The organism is Polyangiaceae bacterium (genome assembly GCA_020633235.1).
Classification (GTDB): domain Bacteria; phylum Myxococcota_A; class Polyangia; order Polyangiales; family Polyangiaceae; genus JACKEA01.
The window spans coordinates 1,019,430-1,038,798 of the sequence record JACKEA010000002.1; the positions used below are offsets into that span (position 1 = coordinate 1,019,430).

Below are 19,369 nucleotides of genomic sequence, written 5' to 3' on the forward strand. Positions count from 1 at the left end.
ATTCGACCATGACCCGACTACCCGGCGATGAAACCTTCACGATCAAGAACGAGCGACCGAGCTTCGACCGCATCCCGAGCTTCGTGATTCGCGTGACGCAAGGTCCCGACAGCGGCAGCGAGCTCTTGTTGGATGCCAGCCAGCCGAACCGCGTGTTGGTGGGCACCAGCCCTTCTTGCGAGCTCCGGCTCACGGACCGCACGGCATCGCGGCGACACGTTGCGTTCGAGCTCGTGGGCCCGCACCTGCACGTCACGGATCTGGGCTCCACCAACGGAACGCGCGTCGCCAACGTGCGCGTGGGAGACGCCATCCTCTCCGGTGGAGAGCAGGTGCGCATCGGTGAGACCACGCTCACGGTGGAGCTCGCTCCCGCCGAGCCCGCGGAGCGGCTGTCGGACGCGGCAGGTTTCGGACAGCTGCTCGGAAGCAGCACGGCGATGCGGCGGCTGTATCCCCTGTGCGAACGCCTGGCCAAGAGCGACGTTCCAGTGCTCATCGAGGGAGAGACCGGCACGGGTAAGGAAGTGCTGGCGGAGTCGCTGCACGATCAGGGCGCACGCCGCACGGGGCCCTTCGTCGTGTTCGATTGTTCGGTGGTCACGCCTTCGCTGGTGGAGTCACACCTGTTCGGCCACGAGAAGGGCGCCTTCACCGGCGCCACGGCCGCGCGCCGGGGTGTGTTCGAGCTGGCCGACGGCGGCACGCTGTTCATCGACGAGATCGGCGACCTGGAGCTGCCGTTACAGGCGCGGCTCTTGCGCGCCATCGAGCGCGGCGAGGTGACCCGCGTGGGGAGCGAGCGCTGGATCAAGGTGAACGTCCGCATCGTCGCGGCCACGCGCCGAGATCTGGATCGCGAGGTCTTGGCCGGCCGCTTTCGCGACGATCTCTTCTATCGCCTGGCCGTGGCCCGCATCGAGCTTCCGCCCCTACGCCACCGCCACGGCGACATCGCGCTGCTCGCCCGCCACTTCTGGGACACCCTCGGCGGCAAGGAGCTCCCCCTACCCTACGAGCTGTTCGAACGCTTCGAGGAATACTCCTGGCCGGGCAACGTGCGCGAGCTGCTCAACGCCGTCGCGCGTCACGTCGCCCTGGGCGATCTGGTGGAGTTCGGGCCCACGGACAGCGCGGCTGCGGAGCGTGCGGACTTGGTCGAGAAGATCCTGGCGCTGGACCTTCCGCTGCCCCGCGCCAAGCAACGCATGATGGAGGAGTTCGAACGGCGCTACGTGGAGCGCGTCCTCGACCGCCACGGAGGCAACGTGCGGCGAGCGGCAGAAGCGTCGGGGATCGCCAAGCGCTATCTGAACTTGCTCAAGGCCAAGCACGGGGGCTGATCAGCGCCCCAAGCACTCCGGCTTCATGCGATGAAAGCCGCTTTCGTCGACGACGTAGGGCGGCTCGCAATCCGGGGCGGCGGGCGCCGGCGCGGAGGCCGTCGGTGCTGCGCTCGTCCGCGGCGGGAGCGGCGGCTTGTGGACGCGTGGCGCGGACGCGCTCGTGGTCGCCGCCGGGATCGCAGCGGGCTTCTCCGGCAGCTTCGCTTGTATCGTCATCGCGGGGAGGGCCGGAAACGACGCGAGCGGCGCGCTCGCCTCTCCGCGTGCGAGGGCCCACCAGGACGCCGCCGCCACCGCACCGGCGGCGGCGAGCAGCAAGAGGGGCGCGCGCCGCGGACGTCGCTCGGAGGCCTGCGCCTGGTGCGACTCCGCCCGCACCACGCGGTCGTGGAGCTCGTCCAGATCCTTCTGGCACAGCTCGGACAAAAGCCGCGCCACCTCCGACGGCGATGCCGGAGCCACGGCGGCTTCGAACGCTTCCGCAGCAGTCAGCGCCGAGGGAAAGCGCTCCGCCGGATCCCGCGAGACACCCCGCAGGATCACCTGCGAAAGCTCCGGCGGAACCTCTCGGACGATACGGCTCGGGGAGTCGACCGGGCGGTGCAGTACCTTCTGCGCGATGGCGTAGTCCCCCTCGGCAGCGAATAGTCGCTGTCCCGTGACGAGCTCCCAGGCGATCACGCAGGCGGCGTACACGTCCGTGCGCGCGTCCACGGGATCCCCCCGTAGCTGCTCCGGTGCCATGTACGCCGGTTTGCCCTTGAGCTCCGCGCCGCGGGTCGGGTCGCCGGCGAGCACGGCTTTGGCGATCCCGAAGTCCACCACCCGCGCCACGCCGTCGGCGCCCAAGAGCACGTTCTGCGGCGATACGTCGCGATGCACGAGACCCATCGCCTCGCCGCGCTCGTCCTTGGCGAGATGCGCGGCGTGGAGACCGCGCAGGACTCCGACCACCACGGCCACCGCGACGGCCGGCGAGATGCGCCGCCCGGCGAGCCGCGCGGCGTGCATCAGCCGGGTGAGCGCGACGCCGTGCACCAGCTCCATCACGATACCGACCCCACGCTCGTCTTCGAGCACGTCGATCACGCTCACCACGTTGGGGTGGCGGATGCGCGACACGTGGCGCGCTTCGGCGACCAGCGCCTCGGCTCGGCTGGCGTCGTGCGACAGCTCCGGCGGCAGGCGTTTGACCGCGACGACCTTGTCGAAGCCGGCACCCCCGAACAGCCGCGCGAGATGCACTCGGGCCATTCCGCCCGAGGCGATCTCGTCCAAGACCACGTATCGACCTGCCATCGCGACCGCTCGCGGTATGGTCTCTGACGCTCAGGGATGCAAGAGCGCTGCTACGGCGCAGCGACCGGTTCCGCGCCGAACCGACAACAGGCTACTGGCACTGGCCGCTGTTGCAGGTCTGCGGAGAGCTGCACGGCTTCCCCGTGCCACAACCCCGAGAGCAGATGCAGACAGCCTCGTTCAGCTGCGTGGTGTTGCAAGGATAGGATTGGCCGTGACCGCAGGGGCCGACGTTGTCGAACACGGCGGTGCACTCGCCGCCGCCCTCGGCACAGATGTCCGTGCACGACTGCACCTTCGAGCCGTAGCGCAGCTCGCAGGAGCTGTCGGTCTGCAGACACAGCGCGTTCACACCGTTGATGGATCCGTACGTCGCGTTGCAGCCGGGCAGCCCCGTGCTGCCACCCGCACCGGCACCGCCGCCGCTGCCCGCTGCGCCGCCGCTGCCCGCTGCGCCGCCGGCGCCCGCTGCGCCGCCGCTACCCGCTGCGCCGCCGCTACCCGCTGCGCCGCCGGTTCCCGCTGCGCCGCCGGTTCCCGCAGCGCCGCCGGTTCCTGCCGTGCCGCCGGCTCCTGCTGTGCCGCCGGTTCCTGCTGTGCCGCCGGTTCCTGCTGTGCTGCCGGTTCCTGCTGTGCCGCCGGTTCCCGCTGTGCCGCCGGTTCCCGCTGTGCCGCCGGTTCCCGCTGTGCCGCCGGTTCCCGCTGTGCCGCCGGTCGCGCCGCCGCTTCCGCCCGTTGCGCCACCGCTGCCGCTCGTCCCGCCGCTGCCGCCCGCGCTCGAGCCCGAAGCACCGGATACTCCCGCGTCATCCCCCGTGAAGGAGAAAGCACCGTAGTCGTTGGTGCACGCGATCGCCAGACAGCCCAACAGCGCGAAGTAAGACCTTTTCACGCCAACAGTGTCGCACGATCCGCTACGCCGTGGACACGAAACGCTCGGGGCCGCGCGCCGAGTCCCAGGACAAGAGCGACGCTGTCGGTTTTCCGTCCACTTCGACGACCACCAGGTGGGTGCGAGTAGCAGGCAGTGCCGAATGCGCTCCCTCGGGCATTTCTTCTTCCGCCCAGGCGCCGAGGTTGACGTAGGTGCTGCCCGCGGCGGCGCTCCGCACCTCGGGCAAGTGGGTGTGTCCCATCACGATGAAGGCCGCAGGAAACAGCGTGGCCACGCGCTCGGCGCGCTCTCGCAGGGCATCGCTGGCGTCGATGGCGCCCCGCGCGCGGCGCCACAGCCAGCCAAGGGGAAAGATCAGCGCCAGCGCCGCCGCCAGCTGCATCCCCAGCGCCGGCGTCCAGCGGGCGACCAGCAGCCACACGACTGCCGCGAGCAGCAGCAGCGCCATCACCACGCGGTCGATCATCACGCCTGCGAGCAGGCGAAGCACGCTGCGCGTGATCGGCGGACGTTGAAGCGAAGCCAAAGCGCGCAGCTTCACCACGCTCAGCTGCCGCGCTTCCGCGAGCAGCAGCATCTTCCGTTCGTGCTCTTGGCGCACCCACGCGGCCGCATCGCTCACGTGCTCGCGCCACAGGGCGAGCAGTGCGACCACCGCGTACACGAAGCGCTGTCCCAGCGCCAGCATGCCGCGGACGCCGAGCTGCGCGCCGAAGCGCAAGTAGTCCACGGCGCTGGCCTGATCGTGCCCGCTCTCCAACATGCCGCGGGTGGGACGCACGACGTAGCGGAGCAAGATGTCGGAGAGCGAGCGCGTGGAGCGCTTCGGATCGCTCGGCAGCACCGGAAACAGCACGTTGTCGTAAGAGCAGAAGTCGTCGTACTGATGTCCGTGCTCGATGAAGACGCGGCCTTCTTCGTAATAGAACCAGTCCGCGAACTGCACCTGCGCGGGACGAATGTCCGCGTGGCCCTCGAGGACGCGTCGGAACGCCGCCTGAACCGGCTCCCAATGCAGGTCCACGTCGTGATTTCCCCGCACTACCACCAGCGTGTTGCCCGCCGCGATGAAGCGGGCCAGCGCCTGAAACACCTCGGCGTGCTCCCGAGCCACCCGGCGGAGCTTGATCAACGTGTGGTCCACGGCGCTGCCGAGGCCGTGCTCCCGCTCCTCGTCGCTGAGCTCCGTCTGGATCTCGTCGCTCTCCGCGTCCACGCTCATCCCGACGAAGTCGACGAAGTCCCCGGCGATCACCAGGCGCCACGGGCGGCCGCCCTCTCTCCGCTCTCGGTACCAGTCGAGCAGCGCGGTGAGCTCGCGATCCCGCGCCAAGCTCGCCTTTCCACGCCGCGGAGCGTCCGGCCGAAGGAACTGGACGAGGTCGCTGCCCAGATGCACGTCGGAGAGGACGATGAGGTTGTCGCGGCTCATTGAAAAAGGGATTCCTGATCTTAGGATGGACCGCCACCGGGGTCCCGTCACGTCAGCCGCAGGATCCCGCCACGATTTGGTCATTTCTCGGGCGGCGCGACGGCCAGCGCCGCGCTCACCAGGGCGTGCGGCGTGCGCTTCGAGGCCCATAAGGCTCGAATCGGAAATGTCGACCGCTGGCGCAGGGCCACCACGCCGTGAAGCTTCGGCCCCCTAGGGTCGAGCCACGGCACCACGGAGTAGCCAAGCCCCGCTCGAACGAAGGCCAGGATCGAATCCACGGAGCTGGCGCTGACCATCTTGCTGGGTAGCCCCACGCGCTCTTTCACGGCATCGAGCTGCACCCGGTGCTGCCGGAGGCTCGGGTGGTAGGCCACGAAGGGCGTGTCCGCGAGCGCCTTCGGGTCGACGCGCCGCCGCCGCCCGAGAGGGCTCGCGCTGGGCAGCACCACGAAGGTGTACGCCTTGGCCACCGTGCGCGCTCCGAAGCCGGAAGGCACTTTCTCGAAGAAGTCCACCAACAGGTGCGCCTGACCGCTCCTGAGTCGGCCCAAGTCCGGGTTCTGGATCTCCTCGACATCCACGCGAATGTCGTCGCGCTCGGCTCGGAGCCCTTGGATCCACTCCGGCAGCAGCTCCCGGAGCACCAACCCGGAAGCGTCGATGCGCAGCGTGCCGCCGTGGTGGCCTCCGCGCAGCTCTTCCGCCACGTTCGGAAGCGCTTCGAAGAACGGCGCGCACACTTCGTACAAGCGCTCGCCCGCCGCCGTCAGCCGCACCTCGTCCTTCGCCACGCGCTCGAACAAGCGCGCCCCGAGCTCCGCTTCGAGCTTGCTCACCTGCTGGTGCACGCCGGGTTGGGTGATGGGATACGGGAACGCACGCGCCGCGCGGGCGTAGCCCCGCTCGCGGGCCACCCAGTAGAAGCCTTCCAATCGCTGAACGTGAACCATTGAAAGCGGTTATCAACGCCGGCGGGCGCAAGCCAGCGGCGTCGCGCACGGCTGGATTTTTGGCAAGCCACTGCGCGCGCCTTCGCGAAATGCACGGCCCGACGCACGAGCCAGCTGTCCTACATGGTGGTACCCTCGCGCCATGCACCGGGGACGATGGGCGCGCACCGCGCTGGCAACAGGGTTGGTATTCGTTTTCTCGATGGCCACCGTGCAGTGCTCTTCCACGAGCGACTCTGCCGGCTCCGGAGGCTTCGCCAACGGCAGCGGCAATGGTGGCAGCGGCAACGGCAGCGGCAACGGCGGCAGCGGCAACGGCAGTGGTGGCAGCATCATCGACAGCGGCGTCACTCCGACCGACGCGAACTACTCCGCAGACGCGTTCTTCGCGGAAGACCCGCCGCCCGCGGACTGCAGCGATTCCGGCGCCCAGCCGATGAAGCCAGGGGGCACGCCCGAATGCCCCGACGACAAGAACTACAAGGGCTGCCCCTGCCCCACCTTGGGAGCGACGGCACCGTGTTGGCCCGGCAAGCGCAAGAACCGCAACAAGGGTTTGTGCAAGGACGGCGTCACCACCTGTGAGTCGACGGGCGAGCTCAGCCTGGCCTGGGGCGAGTGCGTCGGCTACCAGGGCATCTCGCCGCCCACCTTCGAGCCGCCGCCCGGCGCCACGGGCAAGGCAGCGTGCACCTGCTTCAGCGGCGGCTACTGGGACGTGAAGAACACCAGCCCCTGCTTCTACACCAGCGGCAGCACCGTCACCGGCGGCGTGTCCACCATCCTGGACGCGAGCGGCGCGCGCTGCCCCACCACCCAGGAAATGAACTTCTCCACGGGCACTCCGCCCGCCCAGCCGTTCTCGCCCAACACCCTGAAGGTGGACTGCAACGGTTACTTCAAGCTCTGCTACACGCTCAAGGCGCTCAGCGCCCAGGGCGCGCAGAAGAGCTCGGCGACGGACTGCGCCGTGACGCAGGTGTGCACCGAGGCCTACTACGGCATGGCAGGCAAGGGTCCGAACGGAACGGACGGCGTGCAAGACATGCCCGACCTGCCCGGCTGGATCACCAAGACGTCCGCCGAAACGGCCTGCGCCGCCCAGTTCTACGCCAACGGCGGCTACGGAGAGTTCTCGGTGGATGGCACCAGCGACGAGTGCGACAAGGTCCAGAAGATCTTCATGACCTTCGACTACTGCCCGTTCAAGTGCAACGACCCGGCGAACAAGAACGACCCGGAGTGCGTGAACTGCAGCAACGGCAGCGGCGCTCCCTTCTGACGTTTTGATGTTGGTCCGGCGCGGAACCACGCCGGACGAATTTTCGCAACTCGGCCCGGCGCGTCGCGAAAAGCCGGGCATGCGACACACCCTGACGCTCCCCCTCGCCGCAGCGGCAACGCTGCTTGCTGCCATCCCTGCCCTCGCCCAGTCCGCCGGCCTCGACCCGACGGGCAGCTTGGTCCAACCCACGGGCGCTCAGGCCGATCAGCCGCCCCCCGCGGCGTCCCAGCCGACCCGTCGGGATCGGCGCGAGGGCTCGGTATTCGTGCTGCGCGCTGGCACCACCGCAGGCAGCGGCACGGTCTCCTCGGTCTGCGACAAGGGCGACTGCGGCCCGGCAGACAGTGCGGACTACGACAGCGAGCGCTCCCTGGTCTTGGGGGTGGACTGGCTCCGAAACAGCAGTCGCAGCTTCCGCTTTGGTGGCGGCCTCACGCTGCTTCCGAGCCAAACGGTGAACATCGAGGGCAATCGCTTCGAGCTCGGGACCAGCTTCGGGACGGATTTCGTGCTGGAAGGCCTCATCGATCTCTCTCCCACGACCACGTTGACGCTGCGCGGCAACGTTGGCGTGAGCCTGCTGTTCCCCGGCAAGGACCTGGAAGACACCGCCTCGGCCCAGTCGGACGCTTGCGCCAACTACCAATCAGCCACCGGCGAGAGCTGCCAGACGGACGAAGGCCCCTACCTTGGCGCGCAGATCGGGTTTGGCCCCGGGCTGATCTTCGATCTCGGAAACGTGGGGCTTCGGGTCGACGCGGTGGCCCAAGGCTACGCCTTTCGGACCCTGGAGATGCAGGTCGGTGGCACCGAATCCTCTGTGAGATTCGCGGGCTTCCGCCCCATGCTCCTCGTCGGCCTGGAGCTCTGACACGTCCGCTGCCACCGTAATTTCATCGACTATTGGTTCGAATCCTGAAATGGGGGTACAAATCCTCCGAATCAGGATTCGAAGCCATGGTCGCTCGGTCGGAGAAAAACGCACAACCTTCGCAGCGCCCCCCCGCGCAAGCCCAGCGAAGAGCGCGCGGCCGCGCGGCGCCCAGCCGCGCCATCCGGGCTGAGGCCGCCGCCAAGCGTAAGGCCCGGCGCCACGAAGCGAGCAAGAACGACATCCTGGAGTCCGCGGCGCGGGCCTTTGCCCGCCTCGGCTACCACCAGGCGACAATGCAGCAGATCGCCGAGGAAGCGGGCTACACGGCAGCGTCGCTGTACACCTACTTCAACAGCAAGGACGCCATCTTCGAGGCGCTCCTCGCCCGCGTGCTCGACGAGATGCACGCCACGTTTCACCGAGCTCCAGAGGGCAAGAACCTCCAACAGCGGCTCGAAGCGCTGCTCCGCAGCCAGTACCAGGTCGGCCAGAACCACCGAACCACGCTGGACTTCTTCGTGCGCTTCGCCACGGGTCAGGAGACGCCACCGCGGCGCGCGGCTGCGAGTCACATGGCCAACGAAGCCGCGCTGTCGCGAGCGTTCGAGGGATGGCTCGAGCAAAACGCGGAGCCCGGGGAGCTCGGCGGCGTGTCGCACGAAGAAGCGGCGATGATCTTGGTGGGCATCTCGCATTCCCTGTTCAAGCGCTGGGCGCGGGAGCAACAGGTAGACGCGGCGACGCAAGCGAAGCGCGTCGTCGGCTACTTTCTTCACGGCGTACGGGGGGGCGGAAAATGAGAGCTTTGGAAGACGATCGCGTGACCACCGAACGGCTGCGCGGGACCGTCTGGGCTCGCTTCGAGCTGGCGAGCGTCCTGTACCGAACGCTGCTCGTGTTCGGCCGCTGGCTCGGTGAGCTGGGCGTCACGGCCAACCAGCTCACGGTGCTGTCGCTGCTTCTGGCGGTGGCATCGGGAGTGGCCATCGCGCTGGGCGCTCCTTGGATGGCGCTGTCGGCCATCGTCGTCAGCGGTCTGTTCGACGCCCTCGACGGCATCGTGGCTCGGGCGACCCGCAGTAGCAGTCGGGGTGGCGCGCTGCTCGACTCCGTCGTGGACCGAGTTGCCGACGCCGCGCCGCTCACCGGAATCGTCGTGTTGGTCACCCATACCGAGCGGCCCACCCTGGCGTTGGTACCGGCCTTGGCGATGGTCGGCGGGTTCACCGTCAGCTACATCCGCGCCCGCGCGGAGGCCCTGGGCGCGGTGCTGCCACCGCTGTACGCGCGGCGCGCGGAACGCGTCGTAGTCGTGGCCGTCAGCATCGCGCTCTCCGGTTGGCTCGGCCTCGCCGGCTGGGGGCTTCCCGCACTATTGGCAGGCGTGGGGTTGGTCGCCGTGGCCAGCTTGTTCGGCGCGGTCCACGCCCTGATCGTGGCCCGGCGCCTGCTCGCCCCCACGATTCGCGCCTTGCCGGTCGCACTGCCCCGGGACGAAGTCCCGCCCTCCAAACGCGCCGCCTGACGCGCTACGCTCCGCGCCATGCGGAATCGAACGAGCCTCGGGCTCGCCCTCGCGCTCCTGCTCGGCGCCGTGAACGGTTGGGCCACCCCCATCCCACGCTTCGAGACTCTGGTCGCGCATCGCTCCTTGCCGAAGTCCCCGCTGTTGCCGAAGCCCGTTTCGGCGCCGCCCTTTGCCAGCACCAAGATCACACGCATCGACACGACGCTTCACCTGGCTCCGGACACCGGCGTGGTCGACGGCCACGTAGAGGTGGAGCTTTCGTCCTTGGGGACCACCTCCCAGATTGCGTTGCTGCTCGACTCCGGGCTCTCCGTGAGCACGGCCACGGCCTCTGGCAAGAGCGTGACGGTCCAGAACACCCCGACGCAAGGCTACGACTACGCGACCCTCGGCATCACTCCGACCGTCGGCAGCGGCGAGTCGCTGGTCATCAGTGCGGACTACTCTGGAACGCTCGCGTGCAAGAACCAGGGCTGCAAGATGGGGGCGCCCCTTGGCTTCTTGCTCGAGAACGCCGCCATCCCCAGCGTCATCGATCAGGACGGCATCGGAGGCTACAACGCCTGGGGCGCCAGCCGCACCCTGACCATCAGCGTACCCACGGGAACGGACGTCGTGGCCAGCGGGGACCTCTCGGGCACGTCGCAAGCGAATGGCGAATCCACGACGGTGTGGAAGATCCCGGGTTACCCGAGCTACGGCGGCAACGTGGTGATGTTCGGACAGCTCTCTACCGTTACGGTGAGCGGGGCGAGCCCGAAGTCCGACGTGTACGCCGTCTCCAGCAGCCCGAAATACGCAACCGACATGGCCGGCTGGATGACCGACATCCTGCCCTTCCTCGACGATCAAGCGGGCCAAGCGTTGCCCTATCAAGAGCTGAAGGTGTTCAAGCTCCCCCTCGGCTGGCTCGACATCTTCCGCGGAACCGCCGGCTACGGTCTCACCCTGCTGAGTGAGGACTACGCGGGCCCGAGCGATGCCTACTTCGAGGAAACCCTGGCCCACGAGAACGCCCACCAGTGGTGGGGCGTGCTGGTTTCCCCTTCCGACATTCGCAACACCCGCTGGCTGGTGGAGGGCCTCGCGACGCTGAGCCAGATCGACTACTCGGCGGAGCACCTCAACACCGTGGGCAGCCGCGAAGAGTATCTCGCTCGGCGATATCGAGAACACTGGCTCACGGTCCACTACCTGGGCGACCCAAGCCTGCCGCTGGTGGTCCAGAACCCCTCCAGCATCCCGCAGGACAGCATCCAGAACACGCTGTGGGCGTACATCCGCTCGTCCGCGATGCTCGAGCACTTGCGGGTGCTCGTGGGCGACGACGTGTTCAAGACGACGCTTCGGAGCTGGGCAAAGACCTGCAGCCAGCAGTTCTGTGACACCGCCGACTTCTTGAACGTGATCCAGACCACCAGCGGTCAGGATCTGTCGAAGGTCTTCTCGCAGTACGTGTGGGACGGCACGGCAGTGGAACCCCGCTTCTCCTTCACCCAGGCTGAAGGAGAGAAGCCGGTGGTGACGACGGAGGGCATCGACGGCCAAACGCTCAGCCTGCGGCTCCAGGTCACGCTTCGCACCGGCGAGGTGAAAGAGATGCTGGTCACCTTCGAGGGCAGCACGCCGGTCGAGCTCGACGTCACCGAGCCGGTGCTCCGCGTTCGCCCCAATCCCCTCCACGACGGCTTCGTGTGGAGCCGCTCCGCTCAGCCGGGCGACCAGGACTTCGATGGCGAGGTGGACGGTTTCGACGTGATCCACTGCGCACGCCAGCTGGGCAAGGTCGCTCAGCCGAGCCAGCCGGGCGGCGAAGGCGTCTGGGCCCTGGACCTCGATTTCGATCCTCGATCCGACGCCAACGACGACGGCACCATCGACGAATCGGATCTGTCCGCCGTGACGGATCTGTTCGGCACCGTGAAAGGAGCCGGCTGATGACACGCTTCGCGGTGACTCTGGTCTCCTTGCTCCTGCTGCTGGGCTGCTCTTCCTCGGACGGGGGAGGCGGCAGCACGCCCAAGCCGTCGAGCATCGTCTTCGTCGCAGACGCCGCCCCGAGCGGCGCGAGCGTCACGCTGCGCGAAAAATCCCTGACGGACGGCGAGCTGGTGTTGGAGGTCGTGGCGAAGGGTGTGAGCGACGTCTACGGCGTCGCCTTTCGCCTGAGCTACGACCCTGCCGTCGCGCAGCTGGCGAGCTTGGAGCCCGGCGCGCTGTGGGGCAGCCCCGCTCCCATCGCCATGGCCTCGGAGAAGACCCCCGGTCTTCTGGTCGCCGTGGTCAGCGAGCGGGGCAGCGCCAAAGGCCTGGTCGCAGACGACGCCGTGGTCGCCACCGTCACTCTGAAGCTCACTCAGGCGGCGGAGACGCCCATCAGCTTCGTGAGCTATCGAAGCGGAGTCGTCGGCTCCGATGGCGAGCGCGCCGCCGGCGTGAGCTTCGCCGGTGGCGCCCTCGTGAAGCAGTGAATCCACACGGTTTTCGCGGGGAACAATTGCTTCTTGGGCCAGGCCATACGATAGAAGAACCATGATTCAGCTCCAGCCGAAGACCCTTCAGCGCATTCGTGATCACCTCCTGGATGTCGGTCAGCCGCCCAGTGTGCATTTCATGCGCGTGGCCGCAGATGACGATCCGTTTGCGGGAGATCCCGATGGCAAGGCGCGCTTCGAGGCGTTGTTCGAGGCCATGTATCTGATGGTCGTGGTGGATGGCGAGGTCGCGGACAGCGAGCGCGAGGTGTTGCGTGGCGCCGTGCGTGGGCTCACGGATGGTTCCGTCCGAACACACCACATTCAGAAGCTGTTCGAGAAGTGCGACGAGCTCGTCAAGCAGGGCATCGACAAGCGCATTGCTGCCATTGCCCCGACCCTGAAGGAAGATCCGGCGCTGAGCGAAGCGGCGTTCTCGCTCGCCTCCGCCATCGCCTTCGCCGACAGCGAGATCAAGGACGAGGAGAACGACCTCATCAACGAGCTCGCCGGGGCCTTGGACATCGACGGGGATCGCGCCGAGGAGCTGTTGAACCAGCTCGAAGCCGACTCCGAGTGAGCTCGCTGTCACACTGACACGGCCCGCGGCGTCCTCCGCCAGCCTGACGCTGTCGCGACGCCGCAGGGCCCAATTCCTCGCGCGAGGCCCGAGGCACGACCATTGCTGAGCGGGCGGGGATGGAACCCTCCCGTGAATCGAGGCTGGCGGGTGTGCTGCTCGGAACCGCCGTAGGTGACGCCCTCGGGCTTCCCTACGAAGGCATGTCGCGACGCCGGGTGCAGCGGCTGCGTGCGCCCCTGCTCGGCGTGTATGCGCGTGACGACGTCCAGCTCCGCGCCCTGGTTCGCGCGTCGACCCGCGTCACTCACACCGATCCCCGCGCCGAGAGCGGTGCCCTGGCCATCGCCCTCGCCGCCCATCGCGCTCCGCTCACGTTGGACCCTGGAGCCCGACTCCTCGAAGTGGCGGCGTCATCGGAGGATCGCATGGGCGACCTCCTCCGGCGCGCCGCGGCACACATCGACTCCCCGCAGGGCCTCGCTGCGGCGTTCGAATGCCAGCGCGGCGTGTCCGGATTCGTCGATCACACGGTGCCCGTCGCCCTCGGCTGCTGGGCCAGAAACCCACGAGATCTCCGCGCGGCGCTCACCGAGGTCGTCTCTCTGGGCGGCGACACCGACACCACCGCCGCGATCGTGGGCGGCCTCGTGGGTGCCCATGGGGGTCGAAGCGCAGTGGAGGGCGAGTGGCTCGACGGACTGCGCGAATGGCCGCGGAGCGTGGCCTGGATGGACCGGTTGGCGCGCGCGCTGGCCCGGGGCGAGGCGCCCCCGACGCTGCCGACGCTGGCAATCCTGGGACGAAACGCGGTGTTCCTCGCCCTGGTGTACGGGCTCATCCTGCGCCGGCTGTTGCCGCCGTACTGAGCGCTCAGCTACCGAGCAGCGTGAACTCGCCGGCCTCTGCGTCGTAGTCGTACACCTCTCCGCGGGCGATGTGGAACACCCAGCCGGAGAGCAGCAGCTTGCCCTGAGTCAGCTTGTCGTTCACGAACGGGAGCGCCCGGAGATTCTCGAGGGACGCGAGGACGTTCTCCTGGGTGGCCGCCGTCAGCCGCGCCTCCGGGCTCAGGTGGCCGTACTTCTCTTGAATGATGGTCCGCACCGAGCCCGTCTGCGAGAGCCAGCGCTTGACGAAGGGCAGGTTCTCCATCTGCTCCGGATTCAGCAACGCTTGCATGGCCCCGCACTGCGTGTGACCGCACACGATCACGTTCTCCACCCCGAGCACCTCCACCGCGTACTCGATGGCCGCCGCCGTACCGCCCGGCAGCTCCGCCTTGGGAACCACGTTGCCCACGTTGCGCACCATGAACAGCTCACCAGGAGCTGCGTTCGTGATCAGGTTGGGCACGACGCGCGAATCCGAACAGGTGATGAACAGCGTTTCCGGCTTCTGGCCAGCGGTGGCGAGCTGCTCGAACAACTGGCGATGGGAAGCGAAGAAACCGTGTTGGAAGGAGTGGATGCCTTTGACCAGCTTCTGCATCGCGCGGAAACCTAGTGCTGCATCGCCTCGGTCGCAATGCGCTGACAATCGCGGTAAATGCTCTAAGCTCGCGGCCATGTCCGAAAACGGCAGCTCCCGTCTCCGCGTGCGCGATCGCTCTCGTCCGCTGGACGTGATCCTCTGGGGCGCAACGGGTTTCACCGGCCAGCTCGTCGCGGAGTACCTGCTGGAGGCCACCCGGGGCGGGGACCTGCGCTGGGCCCTCGCCGGCCGCAGCGAAGACAAGCTGCGACGGGTCAGAGACGATCTCGCCAAGATCGATCCTCGGGCGGCGGAGCTTCCGATCCGTCTGGGGGACAGCCACGACGCGACGGCGCTGTCGAAGCTGGCCGCCGAGGCCAGCGTGATCTGCTCCACCGTCGGCCCCTACGCGCGCTACGGCGGACCGCTGGTCGCCGCCTGCGTGGAGCACGGCACCGACTACTGCGACCTGGCCGGAGAGACGCAGTGGATCCGCCGCATGATCGACGCGCACCACGAAGAAGCGCAGCGCACGGGCGCGCGCATCGTCCCCTGCTGCGGCTTCGACTCCATCCCGTCGGACGTGGGCACCTTCATGCTGCAAGAGCACGCTCTCGCGGAGCACGGCGCGCCGTGTAGCGAGATCAAGTTCTTCGCCGGCAGAAGCCGCGGGAGCGCCAGCGGCGGCACCATCCAGAGCATCTTCAACCTGGTGGACGAAGCCAAGCGTGACCGCAGCGTGCTCTCCGCCATCGGCAACCCCTACGCCCTCAATCCCGAGGGCGAACGCCGCGGGCCGGACCGCTCGGACCAGAAGGGCGTTCGTTTCGACCCGGATCTGGGCGAGTGGACGGGACCCTTCGTGATGGCTGCCATCAACACGCGGGTGGTCCGGCGGAGCAACGCGCTCCTCGACTACCGCTACGGCAAGGACTTCCGCTACTCCGAGGTCGCAGCCTTCGGAGCCGGGCCCCGCGGCGCGCTGCGGGCCAGCGGCATGGCTGCCGGCCTTTCCGCGTTCTTGGCTGCAGCTGCTGTTGGTCCGGCGCGGAACCTCCTCGCGCGTCGCCTCCCGTCCCCCGGGGAAGGTCCGGACCGCGAGGCCCGCGAGCGCGGCTTCTTCATCGTGCACCTCGTGGGCAAGGGACACGACGCCCAAGGCAAGCCGTTCGAGCTCCGCGGTCGCGTTGAAGGCAAGCGGGATCCGGGCTACGGCGAGACGGCGAAGATGCTTGGCGAGTCCGCGTTGTGTCTCGCCGTGGACGGCGCGTCCCTCGACGCAGCCGGCGGTCTCCTCACTCCGGCCGCCACCATGGGCCAGCGCCTACTGGAACGCCTGCGCGCCGCAGACATGGTCTTCGAAGTGCGCGCGGTGTGAACGTCAGTCTCGAGGCAGGCGGACCGCGACGGTCTTCGAACCGCCGCTCGCCACGCTCACGGAGCGCGCCACGCGACCGCCGGGACCGATGAACACGACGCTGTGATTGCCGGCCTTCACGCGCACCGAGAGCTTCGGCGTGGAGCCCAGCGGCCGGCCGTCGAGCACGACCTTCGAGATCGGGATCGAGTTCAGGCTCAGGGTGGCCCACGCCGTTGCCGGTGCGGCGGGCGCACCGGCAACGGCGCGGGCTTCTGGCGCCGCCGGTGCTTCCGGGGCCGGAAGCACCGGCAGCTCCGACAGCGGCGATGGGCGCGTCGGCCGGTTGCGCCAGCGCCATGGCGCGCGCAACCGGCGCCGCGGCCATTTCCGGCGCGCCGATCACGAGCGTCGAGGGCGGCGCGCCGTCGGACGCGAAGCGCACCAGGCCAACGACGAACACGGCGCCCACGACGATGGCGGCGACCGCGCCCAGGTAGTCGCGCAGCATGCCACGCCCCGCGTGTTCCCCGACCTCGGCCAGCGGGAGCACTCGCGTCACCTCGACCGGCGGCGCGCTGTGTCGCCCCGGCAGGGTGGGCATGCTGGGGCGCGGCGCAGGCGGCAGCGTCGAGATCGCAACGGGAGCTCGCCGCGCGGAGGCCGGCGGCGCCATCGGCGGCGCCGGGATCGGCGGCAGGCTCGCCAGGGTCGGCGCGCGGGGCGGCGCCGGGATCGGCGGCAGGCTCGCAGCCGCGTGGGGCGGCGCCGGATCGGCGGCAGGCTCGCAGCCGCGCGGGGCGGCGTCGGGAACGACGGCAAACTCGCGACCGCGCGGGGCGGCGTCGGGATTGGCGGCAAACTCGCGACCGCGCGGGGCGGCGTCGGGAACGACGGCAAGCTCGTCGGGAACGACGGCAAGCTCGTCGCGCGCGGCGCGGACGCGAAGGGCAGCCGCGGCACGGGCGGCAGCGCCGCGAAGGACGGCAGCGCGGGCGCCGGCCCCGGATTGATCTGCGCCGTCACTTCCTCGGCGCGGCGTAGTACGTCGAGGGGCAAAAGCTCCACGGACTCCGTCACCTCCGCCAACCGCGGCGCCACGTCGAGGGGCATCAGCTCCACGGACTCCGTCACCTCCGCCAACGGCGCGACGTCGAGGGGCGTCTGGATCGACGCCGTCACTTCGTCTCCACCCAGGGCGACGAGCTCGAGGGACGCCGTCATCTCCTCCAGCGGCGGTGGTCCGATGGGGATCAAGGCCGAGCTGGAGAGCTCGACGGACTCGGTGACTTCGGCCGGGGGCGGGGGCAGGACGCGGACAGAAGCTCCCATGCCCCGGGACGGAGCACGCGCCGTGCCAACAAAATCCAACGGAAAAGTACGCAAATCCCGGTGACCGCCCGGACGGGTTCCGGACACCCCGCGGACGCCGTCCGGACGTCGTCAGCCCCGGCTGCGGAAGCTCTTGGGGTCCATGCGCAGTCGGCGCAACGTCTCGTACAGCACCGAGCGGCTCATCCCCAGGGCGCTGGCGGCCTGCCGCACGTTGCCCCCGGCGTCCGACAGTGCGTGCGCCACGCGGTTCTTCAACACGTCGTCCTCGGAGCTGGCCTCCGGCGCGGCGCCCCCGAGCACGTAGTGCACGTGGTTCAGATCGATCTCTTCACTGCCCGCCGTCTGCGCCATCGCGGCCGCGGCGGTGAGCACGTTCTTGAGCTCGCGGATGTTGCCGGGCCAGGTGTGCAGCAACAAACGCTCCAGCGCGCCGAGCCCCACCGGATAGCCGCACAGCTGACGACACAAGCGAGGGATGTCTTCCAGGCGCTCTCGGAGCGCCGGCAAGGTGATACGGAGCGCTGCGATACGATGCAGCAGATCTCCGCGGAACTCGCCGGACTCCACCATGTCGTCGAGATCGCGATTGGTGGCCGCCACGATGCGCACGTCCACGCGCACCGGGCGATCCTCGCCCACGGAGCGGACCTCCTGTGTCTCGAGCACACGCAGGAGCTTCGCTTGCACCGCGGCCGGCAGCTCGCCCAGCTCGTCCAAGAACAGCGTGCCTCCGTCCGCGCTGCGGAACAGACCCTGACGGGCGCCCGACGCGCCGGAAAATGAGCCGCGTGCGTGTCCAAACAGCTCCGAGTCCACGAGCTCCCGCGGGACCGCGGCGCAGTTGAGGGCAACGAACGCGCCGCGGCGACCACTCTTGTCGTGAAGCGCGCGGGCAACGAGCTCCTTGCCGGTGCCGGTCTCGCCGATGGCGAGCACGGGCGCCGTGGTGGCGGCGATGGTGTCGATGCGCAGGCGGACGTCGTCCAGGGAAGGCCCGCCCAGGAGCTCGCCCTGCGCACGCTCCTCGCGATGACGCTCGAACGGTGTGACGTCACTCACCACTACCAAGAGCGACTTGCCCAAGCGCACGACGGAGCCGAAGTGCGCGAGCGTGCGTCCGGAGCTCAGGCGCTGGCCGTTGACGTAGGTGCCGTTACGGCTATCGAGGTCCACCACGGCAAGCGCGACGCCGGCGGGCTCGAGGGACGCGTGGCGACGCGAGATGCCCGCATCGGGGATGACCAAGTCGGCGCTATCGTCACGCCCCACCACGCACGCGCCGTCGGCACGGTAGGAGTCGAGCACGAGCTCGCCCCGTCGGTACACGCACACCACACCGGGGACGGGCTTCGACGTGGAGGCGCCGGGGAGCTCGAAGGCGGTCTCCGTGGCTGTTCGATCGCGCATCGACTTCAGGGGCCCGGGCAGGCCATTCATCTGATCACGTCTTGGCCCGCCGAGCCAGCTTGACGCGATGCATCACGTCGATCACTTGGGAGGCGGGGGCACGATCGGCGCGATGGTGGTGACGCCGGCGCCACTGAATTTCGCACCGTTGTATTGCTTCACCAGACAGCCGCTGCCGTCCACCAAGTCCACGTCCACCAGGTAGCCGGCTCGGGAGAAGCCGTACACCTTCTCGCCCCAAGCGCCGATTCCGTACATGTTGTCGTAGCTACCGGCAACGTCGTCCGTGCAGCCCGCGCGCTTCACGATCTTGCCGCGCACGGCCTTGGTCACCGCTCCGCCGATCTTGGTCGACAGCTTGGGCACGTCGATCTCGATCAGCGTATCGTCGTCGCTGCAGTTCTGATCCGACGGCGGATTCTGACAGTCCCGCACCGTAGCGAAGCCCACGGGGTTGCCGCCGTTGGCCAGGAACACCACGTCCCCCGAGAGCTCCCACTTCGTTCCAGGATACTGAAAGGTGTGACCGTTGCCGTCGTTCGAAGGCACGGTGCCGAAGTTCCCGAGCAACGTGAGCCCACCCTGGGAATCGATGGCCCACAGCTCTCCGGCGGTGTTGCCTGCCACCAGCACTTCCTTGCTGGCATCGAGCACACCCACGGGAGCGAAGGTCAGCGCGTAGAAGCGCACCGAATCGGACTTGCTCAGCACGATGGGCGTGCCGCAGTGCACGGACTTGTTCACCACCGCCAGGGGCATGACCGCCGACGCGCTGATGCCCCACAGGTTGCCGTCCTTGTCCACGGCCACGTCCGTCATCGACGTATCGATGCCGGTGCCGCCGATGCAGTCGAAATCCCCGAGCTGCTTGAGGCTCAGGGTGGTGGCCTTGGGATCCAGGCTGAAGAGCGTGGTGTCCGTGTGGGCGTATACGACCTGGGCGCCCGGGGCGGAGGCGTCCCCGGCGTCGATCGTGATGCCCCCGCCGCCACCGCCGCCCGTCGCCGCGTCGCCACCGAACCCCGCCATGCCTCCGCCACCTCCGTTGGAACCGGTGGTCGAGCTGCAAGCCGATACGAGACCGAGGGCGACGAGAGCAAGGAGGGCGGACTTCATGACGGACTCCACACG

Annotated in this window: 19 protein-coding genes; 10 read left to right on the forward strand and 9 right to left on the reverse strand. The window is 68.7% G+C overall.

Annotated elements, in window-relative coordinates:
* Window positions 1–8: 8 nt before the first annotated feature.
* Complete coding sequence (locus tag H6717_15035) at window positions 9–1,343, forward strand: sigma 54-dependent Fis family transcriptional regulator (GenBank protein MCB9578337.1); 1,335 nt, start codon at window positions 9–11, stop codon at window positions 1,341–1,343.
* Here the strand turns inward: H6717_15035 and H6717_15040 are convergent, their stop codons facing one another.
* The 4 genes from H6717_15040 to H6717_15055 all read right to left on the reverse strand — a co-directional run bounded on the left by H6717_15040 (window position 1,344) and on the right by H6717_15055 (window position 5,925).
* Complete coding sequence (locus H6717_15040; protein ID MCB9578338.1) at window positions 1,344–2,645, reverse strand: serine/threonine protein kinase; 1,302 nt, start codon at window positions 2,643–2,645, stop codon at window positions 1,344–1,346.
* Between the two features lie 91 nt (window positions 2,646–2,736).
* Window positions 2,737–3,537, reverse strand: coding sequence for a hypothetical protein (locus tag H6717_15045; GenBank protein MCB9578339.1), 801 nt, complete (start codon window positions 3,535–3,537; stop codon window positions 2,737–2,739).
* A 22-nt stretch (window positions 3,538–3,559) separates the two neighbouring features.
* The gene (locus tag H6717_15050; GenBank protein ID MCB9578340.1) at window positions 3,560–4,972 is read right to left on the reverse strand and encodes a metallophosphoesterase; all 1,413 of its coding nucleotides are present in this window, start codon (window positions 4,970–4,972) and stop codon (window positions 3,560–3,562) included.
* Window positions 4,973–5,052: 80 nt separating this feature from the next.
* The gene (locus H6717_15055; GenBank protein MCB9578341.1) at window positions 5,053–5,925 is read right to left on the reverse strand and encodes a LysR family transcriptional regulator; all 873 of its coding nucleotides are present in this window, start codon (window positions 5,923–5,925) and stop codon (window positions 5,053–5,055) included.
* Window positions 5,926–6,067: 142 nt separating this feature from the next.
* On the opposite strand from H6717_15055, the gene H6717_15060 reads away from it, so the two are divergent.
* The 8 genes from H6717_15060 (at window position 6,068) to H6717_15095 (ending at window position 13,535) form a co-directional block, all read left to right on the forward strand.
* The gene (locus tag H6717_15060) at window positions 6,068–7,207 is read left to right on the forward strand and encodes a hypothetical protein (GenBank protein MCB9578342.1); all 1,140 of its coding nucleotides are present in this window, start codon (window positions 6,068–6,070) and stop codon (window positions 7,205–7,207) included.
* A gap of 79 nt (window positions 7,208–7,286) precedes the next feature.
* Complete coding sequence (locus H6717_15065; protein MCB9578343.1) at window positions 7,287–8,081, forward strand: hypothetical protein; 795 nt, start codon at window positions 7,287–7,289, stop codon at window positions 8,079–8,081.
* A gap of 86 nt (window positions 8,082–8,167) precedes the next feature.
* Window positions 8,168–8,884 carry a TetR/AcrR family transcriptional regulator gene (locus H6717_15070; protein ID MCB9578344.1) on the forward strand — a complete coding sequence of 239 codons (717 nt, stop codon included), beginning with the start codon at window positions 8,168–8,170 and terminating at the stop codon, window positions 8,882–8,884.
* Complete coding sequence (locus tag H6717_15075; protein MCB9578345.1) at window positions 8,881–9,609, forward strand: CDP-alcohol phosphatidyltransferase family protein; 729 nt, start codon at window positions 8,881–8,883, stop codon at window positions 9,607–9,609. Before H6717_15070 ends, H6717_15075 begins: the two co-directional genes overlap by 4 nt.
* A gap of 18 nt (window positions 9,610–9,627) precedes the next feature.
* Window positions 9,628–11,550 carry a hypothetical protein gene (locus H6717_15080; protein ID MCB9578346.1) on the forward strand — a complete coding sequence of 641 codons (1,923 nt, stop codon included), beginning with the start codon at window positions 9,628–9,630 and terminating at the stop codon, window positions 11,548–11,550.
* Window positions 11,550–12,083, forward strand: a complete 534-nt coding sequence (locus H6717_15085) for a hypothetical protein (GenBank protein MCB9578347.1) — start codon at window positions 11,550–11,552, stop codon at window positions 12,081–12,083. The genes H6717_15080 and H6717_15085 overlap by 1 nt, the downstream gene beginning before the upstream one ends.
* Window positions 12,084–12,144: 61 nt before the next feature.
* On the forward strand, window positions 12,145–12,666 hold the full coding sequence (locus H6717_15090) for a tellurite resistance TerB family protein (protein MCB9578348.1): 522 nt from the start codon (window positions 12,145–12,147) through the stop codon (window positions 12,664–12,666).
* A gap of 119 nt (window positions 12,667–12,785) precedes the next feature.
* Window positions 12,786–13,535, forward strand: a complete 750-nt coding sequence (locus H6717_15095) for an ADP-ribosylglycohydrolase family protein (protein MCB9578349.1) — start codon at window positions 12,786–12,788, stop codon at window positions 13,533–13,535.
* A 4-nt stretch (window positions 13,536–13,539) separates the two neighbouring features.
* On the opposite strand, the gene H6717_15100 is transcribed toward H6717_15095, so the two are convergent.
* The gene (locus H6717_15100; GenBank protein MCB9578350.1) at window positions 13,540–14,157 is read right to left on the reverse strand and encodes a carbonic anhydrase; all 618 of its coding nucleotides are present in this window, start codon (window positions 14,155–14,157) and stop codon (window positions 13,540–13,542) included.
* 76 nt (window positions 14,158–14,233) lie between these two features.
* On the opposite strand from H6717_15100, the gene H6717_15105 reads away from it, so the two are divergent.
* Window positions 14,234–15,517, forward strand: a complete 1,284-nt coding sequence (locus tag H6717_15105) for a saccharopine dehydrogenase NADP-binding domain-containing protein (GenBank protein ID MCB9578351.1) — start codon at window positions 14,234–14,236, stop codon at window positions 15,515–15,517.
* A 3-nt stretch (window positions 15,518–15,520) separates the two neighbouring features.
* Here the strand turns inward: H6717_15105 and H6717_15110 are convergent, their stop codons facing one another.
* The 4 genes from H6717_15110 to H6717_15125 all read right to left on the reverse strand — a co-directional run bounded on the left by H6717_15110 (window position 15,521) and on the right by H6717_15125 (window position 19,354).
* Window positions 15,521–15,805: a PEGA domain-containing protein gene (locus H6717_15110; protein MCB9578352.1), complete on the reverse strand. Its 285-nt coding sequence runs from the start codon at window positions 15,803–15,805 to the stop codon at window positions 15,521–15,523.
* Window positions 15,806–16,054: 249 nt separating this feature from the next.
* Window positions 16,055–16,828 carry a hypothetical protein gene (locus tag H6717_15115; protein MCB9578353.1) on the reverse strand — a complete coding sequence of 258 codons (774 nt, stop codon included), beginning with the start codon at window positions 16,826–16,828 and terminating at the stop codon, window positions 16,055–16,057.
* A 111-nt stretch (window positions 16,829–16,939) separates the two neighbouring features.
* Window positions 16,940–18,238 (reverse strand): sigma 54-interacting transcriptional regulator, encoded by a 1,299-nt coding sequence (locus H6717_15120; GenBank protein ID MCB9578354.1) that lies wholly within the window; start codon window positions 18,236–18,238, stop codon window positions 16,940–16,942.
* An 81-nt stretch (window positions 18,239–18,319) separates the two neighbouring features.
* The gene (locus H6717_15125; GenBank protein MCB9578355.1) at window positions 18,320–19,354 is read right to left on the reverse strand and encodes a hypothetical protein; all 1,035 of its coding nucleotides are present in this window, start codon (window positions 19,352–19,354) and stop codon (window positions 18,320–18,322) included.
* Window positions 19,355–19,369 lie beyond the last annotated feature (15 nt).

Excerpts from the sequence above, each read along its gene's own strand:
- H6717_15035 (MCB9578337.1), top strand. The coding sequence starts at position 9 with ATGACCCGACTACCCGGCGATGAAACCTTCACGATCAAGAACGAGCGA.
- H6717_15040 (MCB9578338.1), bottom strand. The coding sequence starts at position 2,645 with ATGGCAGGTCGATACGTGGTCTTGGACGAGATCGCCTCGGGCGGAATG.
- H6717_15050 (MCB9578340.1), bottom strand. The coding sequence starts at position 4,972 with ATGAGCCGCGACAACCTCATCGTCCTCTCCGACGTGCATCTGGGCAGC.
- H6717_15055 (MCB9578341.1), bottom strand. The coding sequence starts at position 5,925 with ATGGTTCACGTTCAGCGATTGGAAGGCTTCTACTGGGTGGCCCGCGAG.
- H6717_15060 (MCB9578342.1), top strand. The coding sequence starts at position 6,068 with ATGCACCGGGGACGATGGGCGCGCACCGCGCTGGCAACAGGGTTGGTA.
- H6717_15065 (MCB9578343.1), top strand. The coding sequence starts at position 7,287 with ATGCGACACACCCTGACGCTCCCCCTCGCCGCAGCGGCAACGCTGCTT.
- H6717_15070 (MCB9578344.1), top strand. The coding sequence starts at position 8,168 with ATGGTCGCTCGGTCGGAGAAAAACGCACAACCTTCGCAGCGCCCCCCC.
- H6717_15075 (MCB9578345.1), top strand. The coding sequence starts at position 8,881 with ATGAGAGCTTTGGAAGACGATCGCGTGACCACCGAACGGCTGCGCGGG.
- H6717_15080 (MCB9578346.1), top strand. The coding sequence starts at position 9,628 with ATGCGGAATCGAACGAGCCTCGGGCTCGCCCTCGCGCTCCTGCTCGGC.
- H6717_15085 (MCB9578347.1), top strand. The coding sequence starts at position 11,550 with ATGACACGCTTCGCGGTGACTCTGGTCTCCTTGCTCCTGCTGCTGGGC.
- H6717_15090 (MCB9578348.1), top strand. The coding sequence starts at position 12,145 with ATGATTCAGCTCCAGCCGAAGACCCTTCAGCGCATTCGTGATCACCTC.
- H6717_15095 (MCB9578349.1), top strand. The coding sequence starts at position 12,786 with ATGGAACCCTCCCGTGAATCGAGGCTGGCGGGTGTGCTGCTCGGAACC.
- H6717_15100 (MCB9578350.1), bottom strand. The coding sequence starts at position 14,157 with ATGCAGAAGCTGGTCAAAGGCATCCACTCCTTCCAACACGGTTTCTTC.
- H6717_15105 (MCB9578351.1), top strand. The coding sequence starts at position 14,234 with ATGTCCGAAAACGGCAGCTCCCGTCTCCGCGTGCGCGATCGCTCTCGT.
- H6717_15115 (MCB9578353.1), bottom strand. The coding sequence starts at position 16,828 with ATGGGAGCTTCTGTCCGCGTCCTGCCCCCGCCCCCGGCCGAAGTCACC.
- H6717_15120 (MCB9578354.1), bottom strand. The coding sequence starts at position 18,238 with ATGCGCGATCGAACAGCCACGGAGACCGCCTTCGAGCTCCCCGGCGCC.
- H6717_15125 (MCB9578355.1), bottom strand. The coding sequence starts at position 19,354 with ATGAAGTCCGCCCTCCTTGCTCTCGTCGCCCTCGGTCTCGTATCGGCT.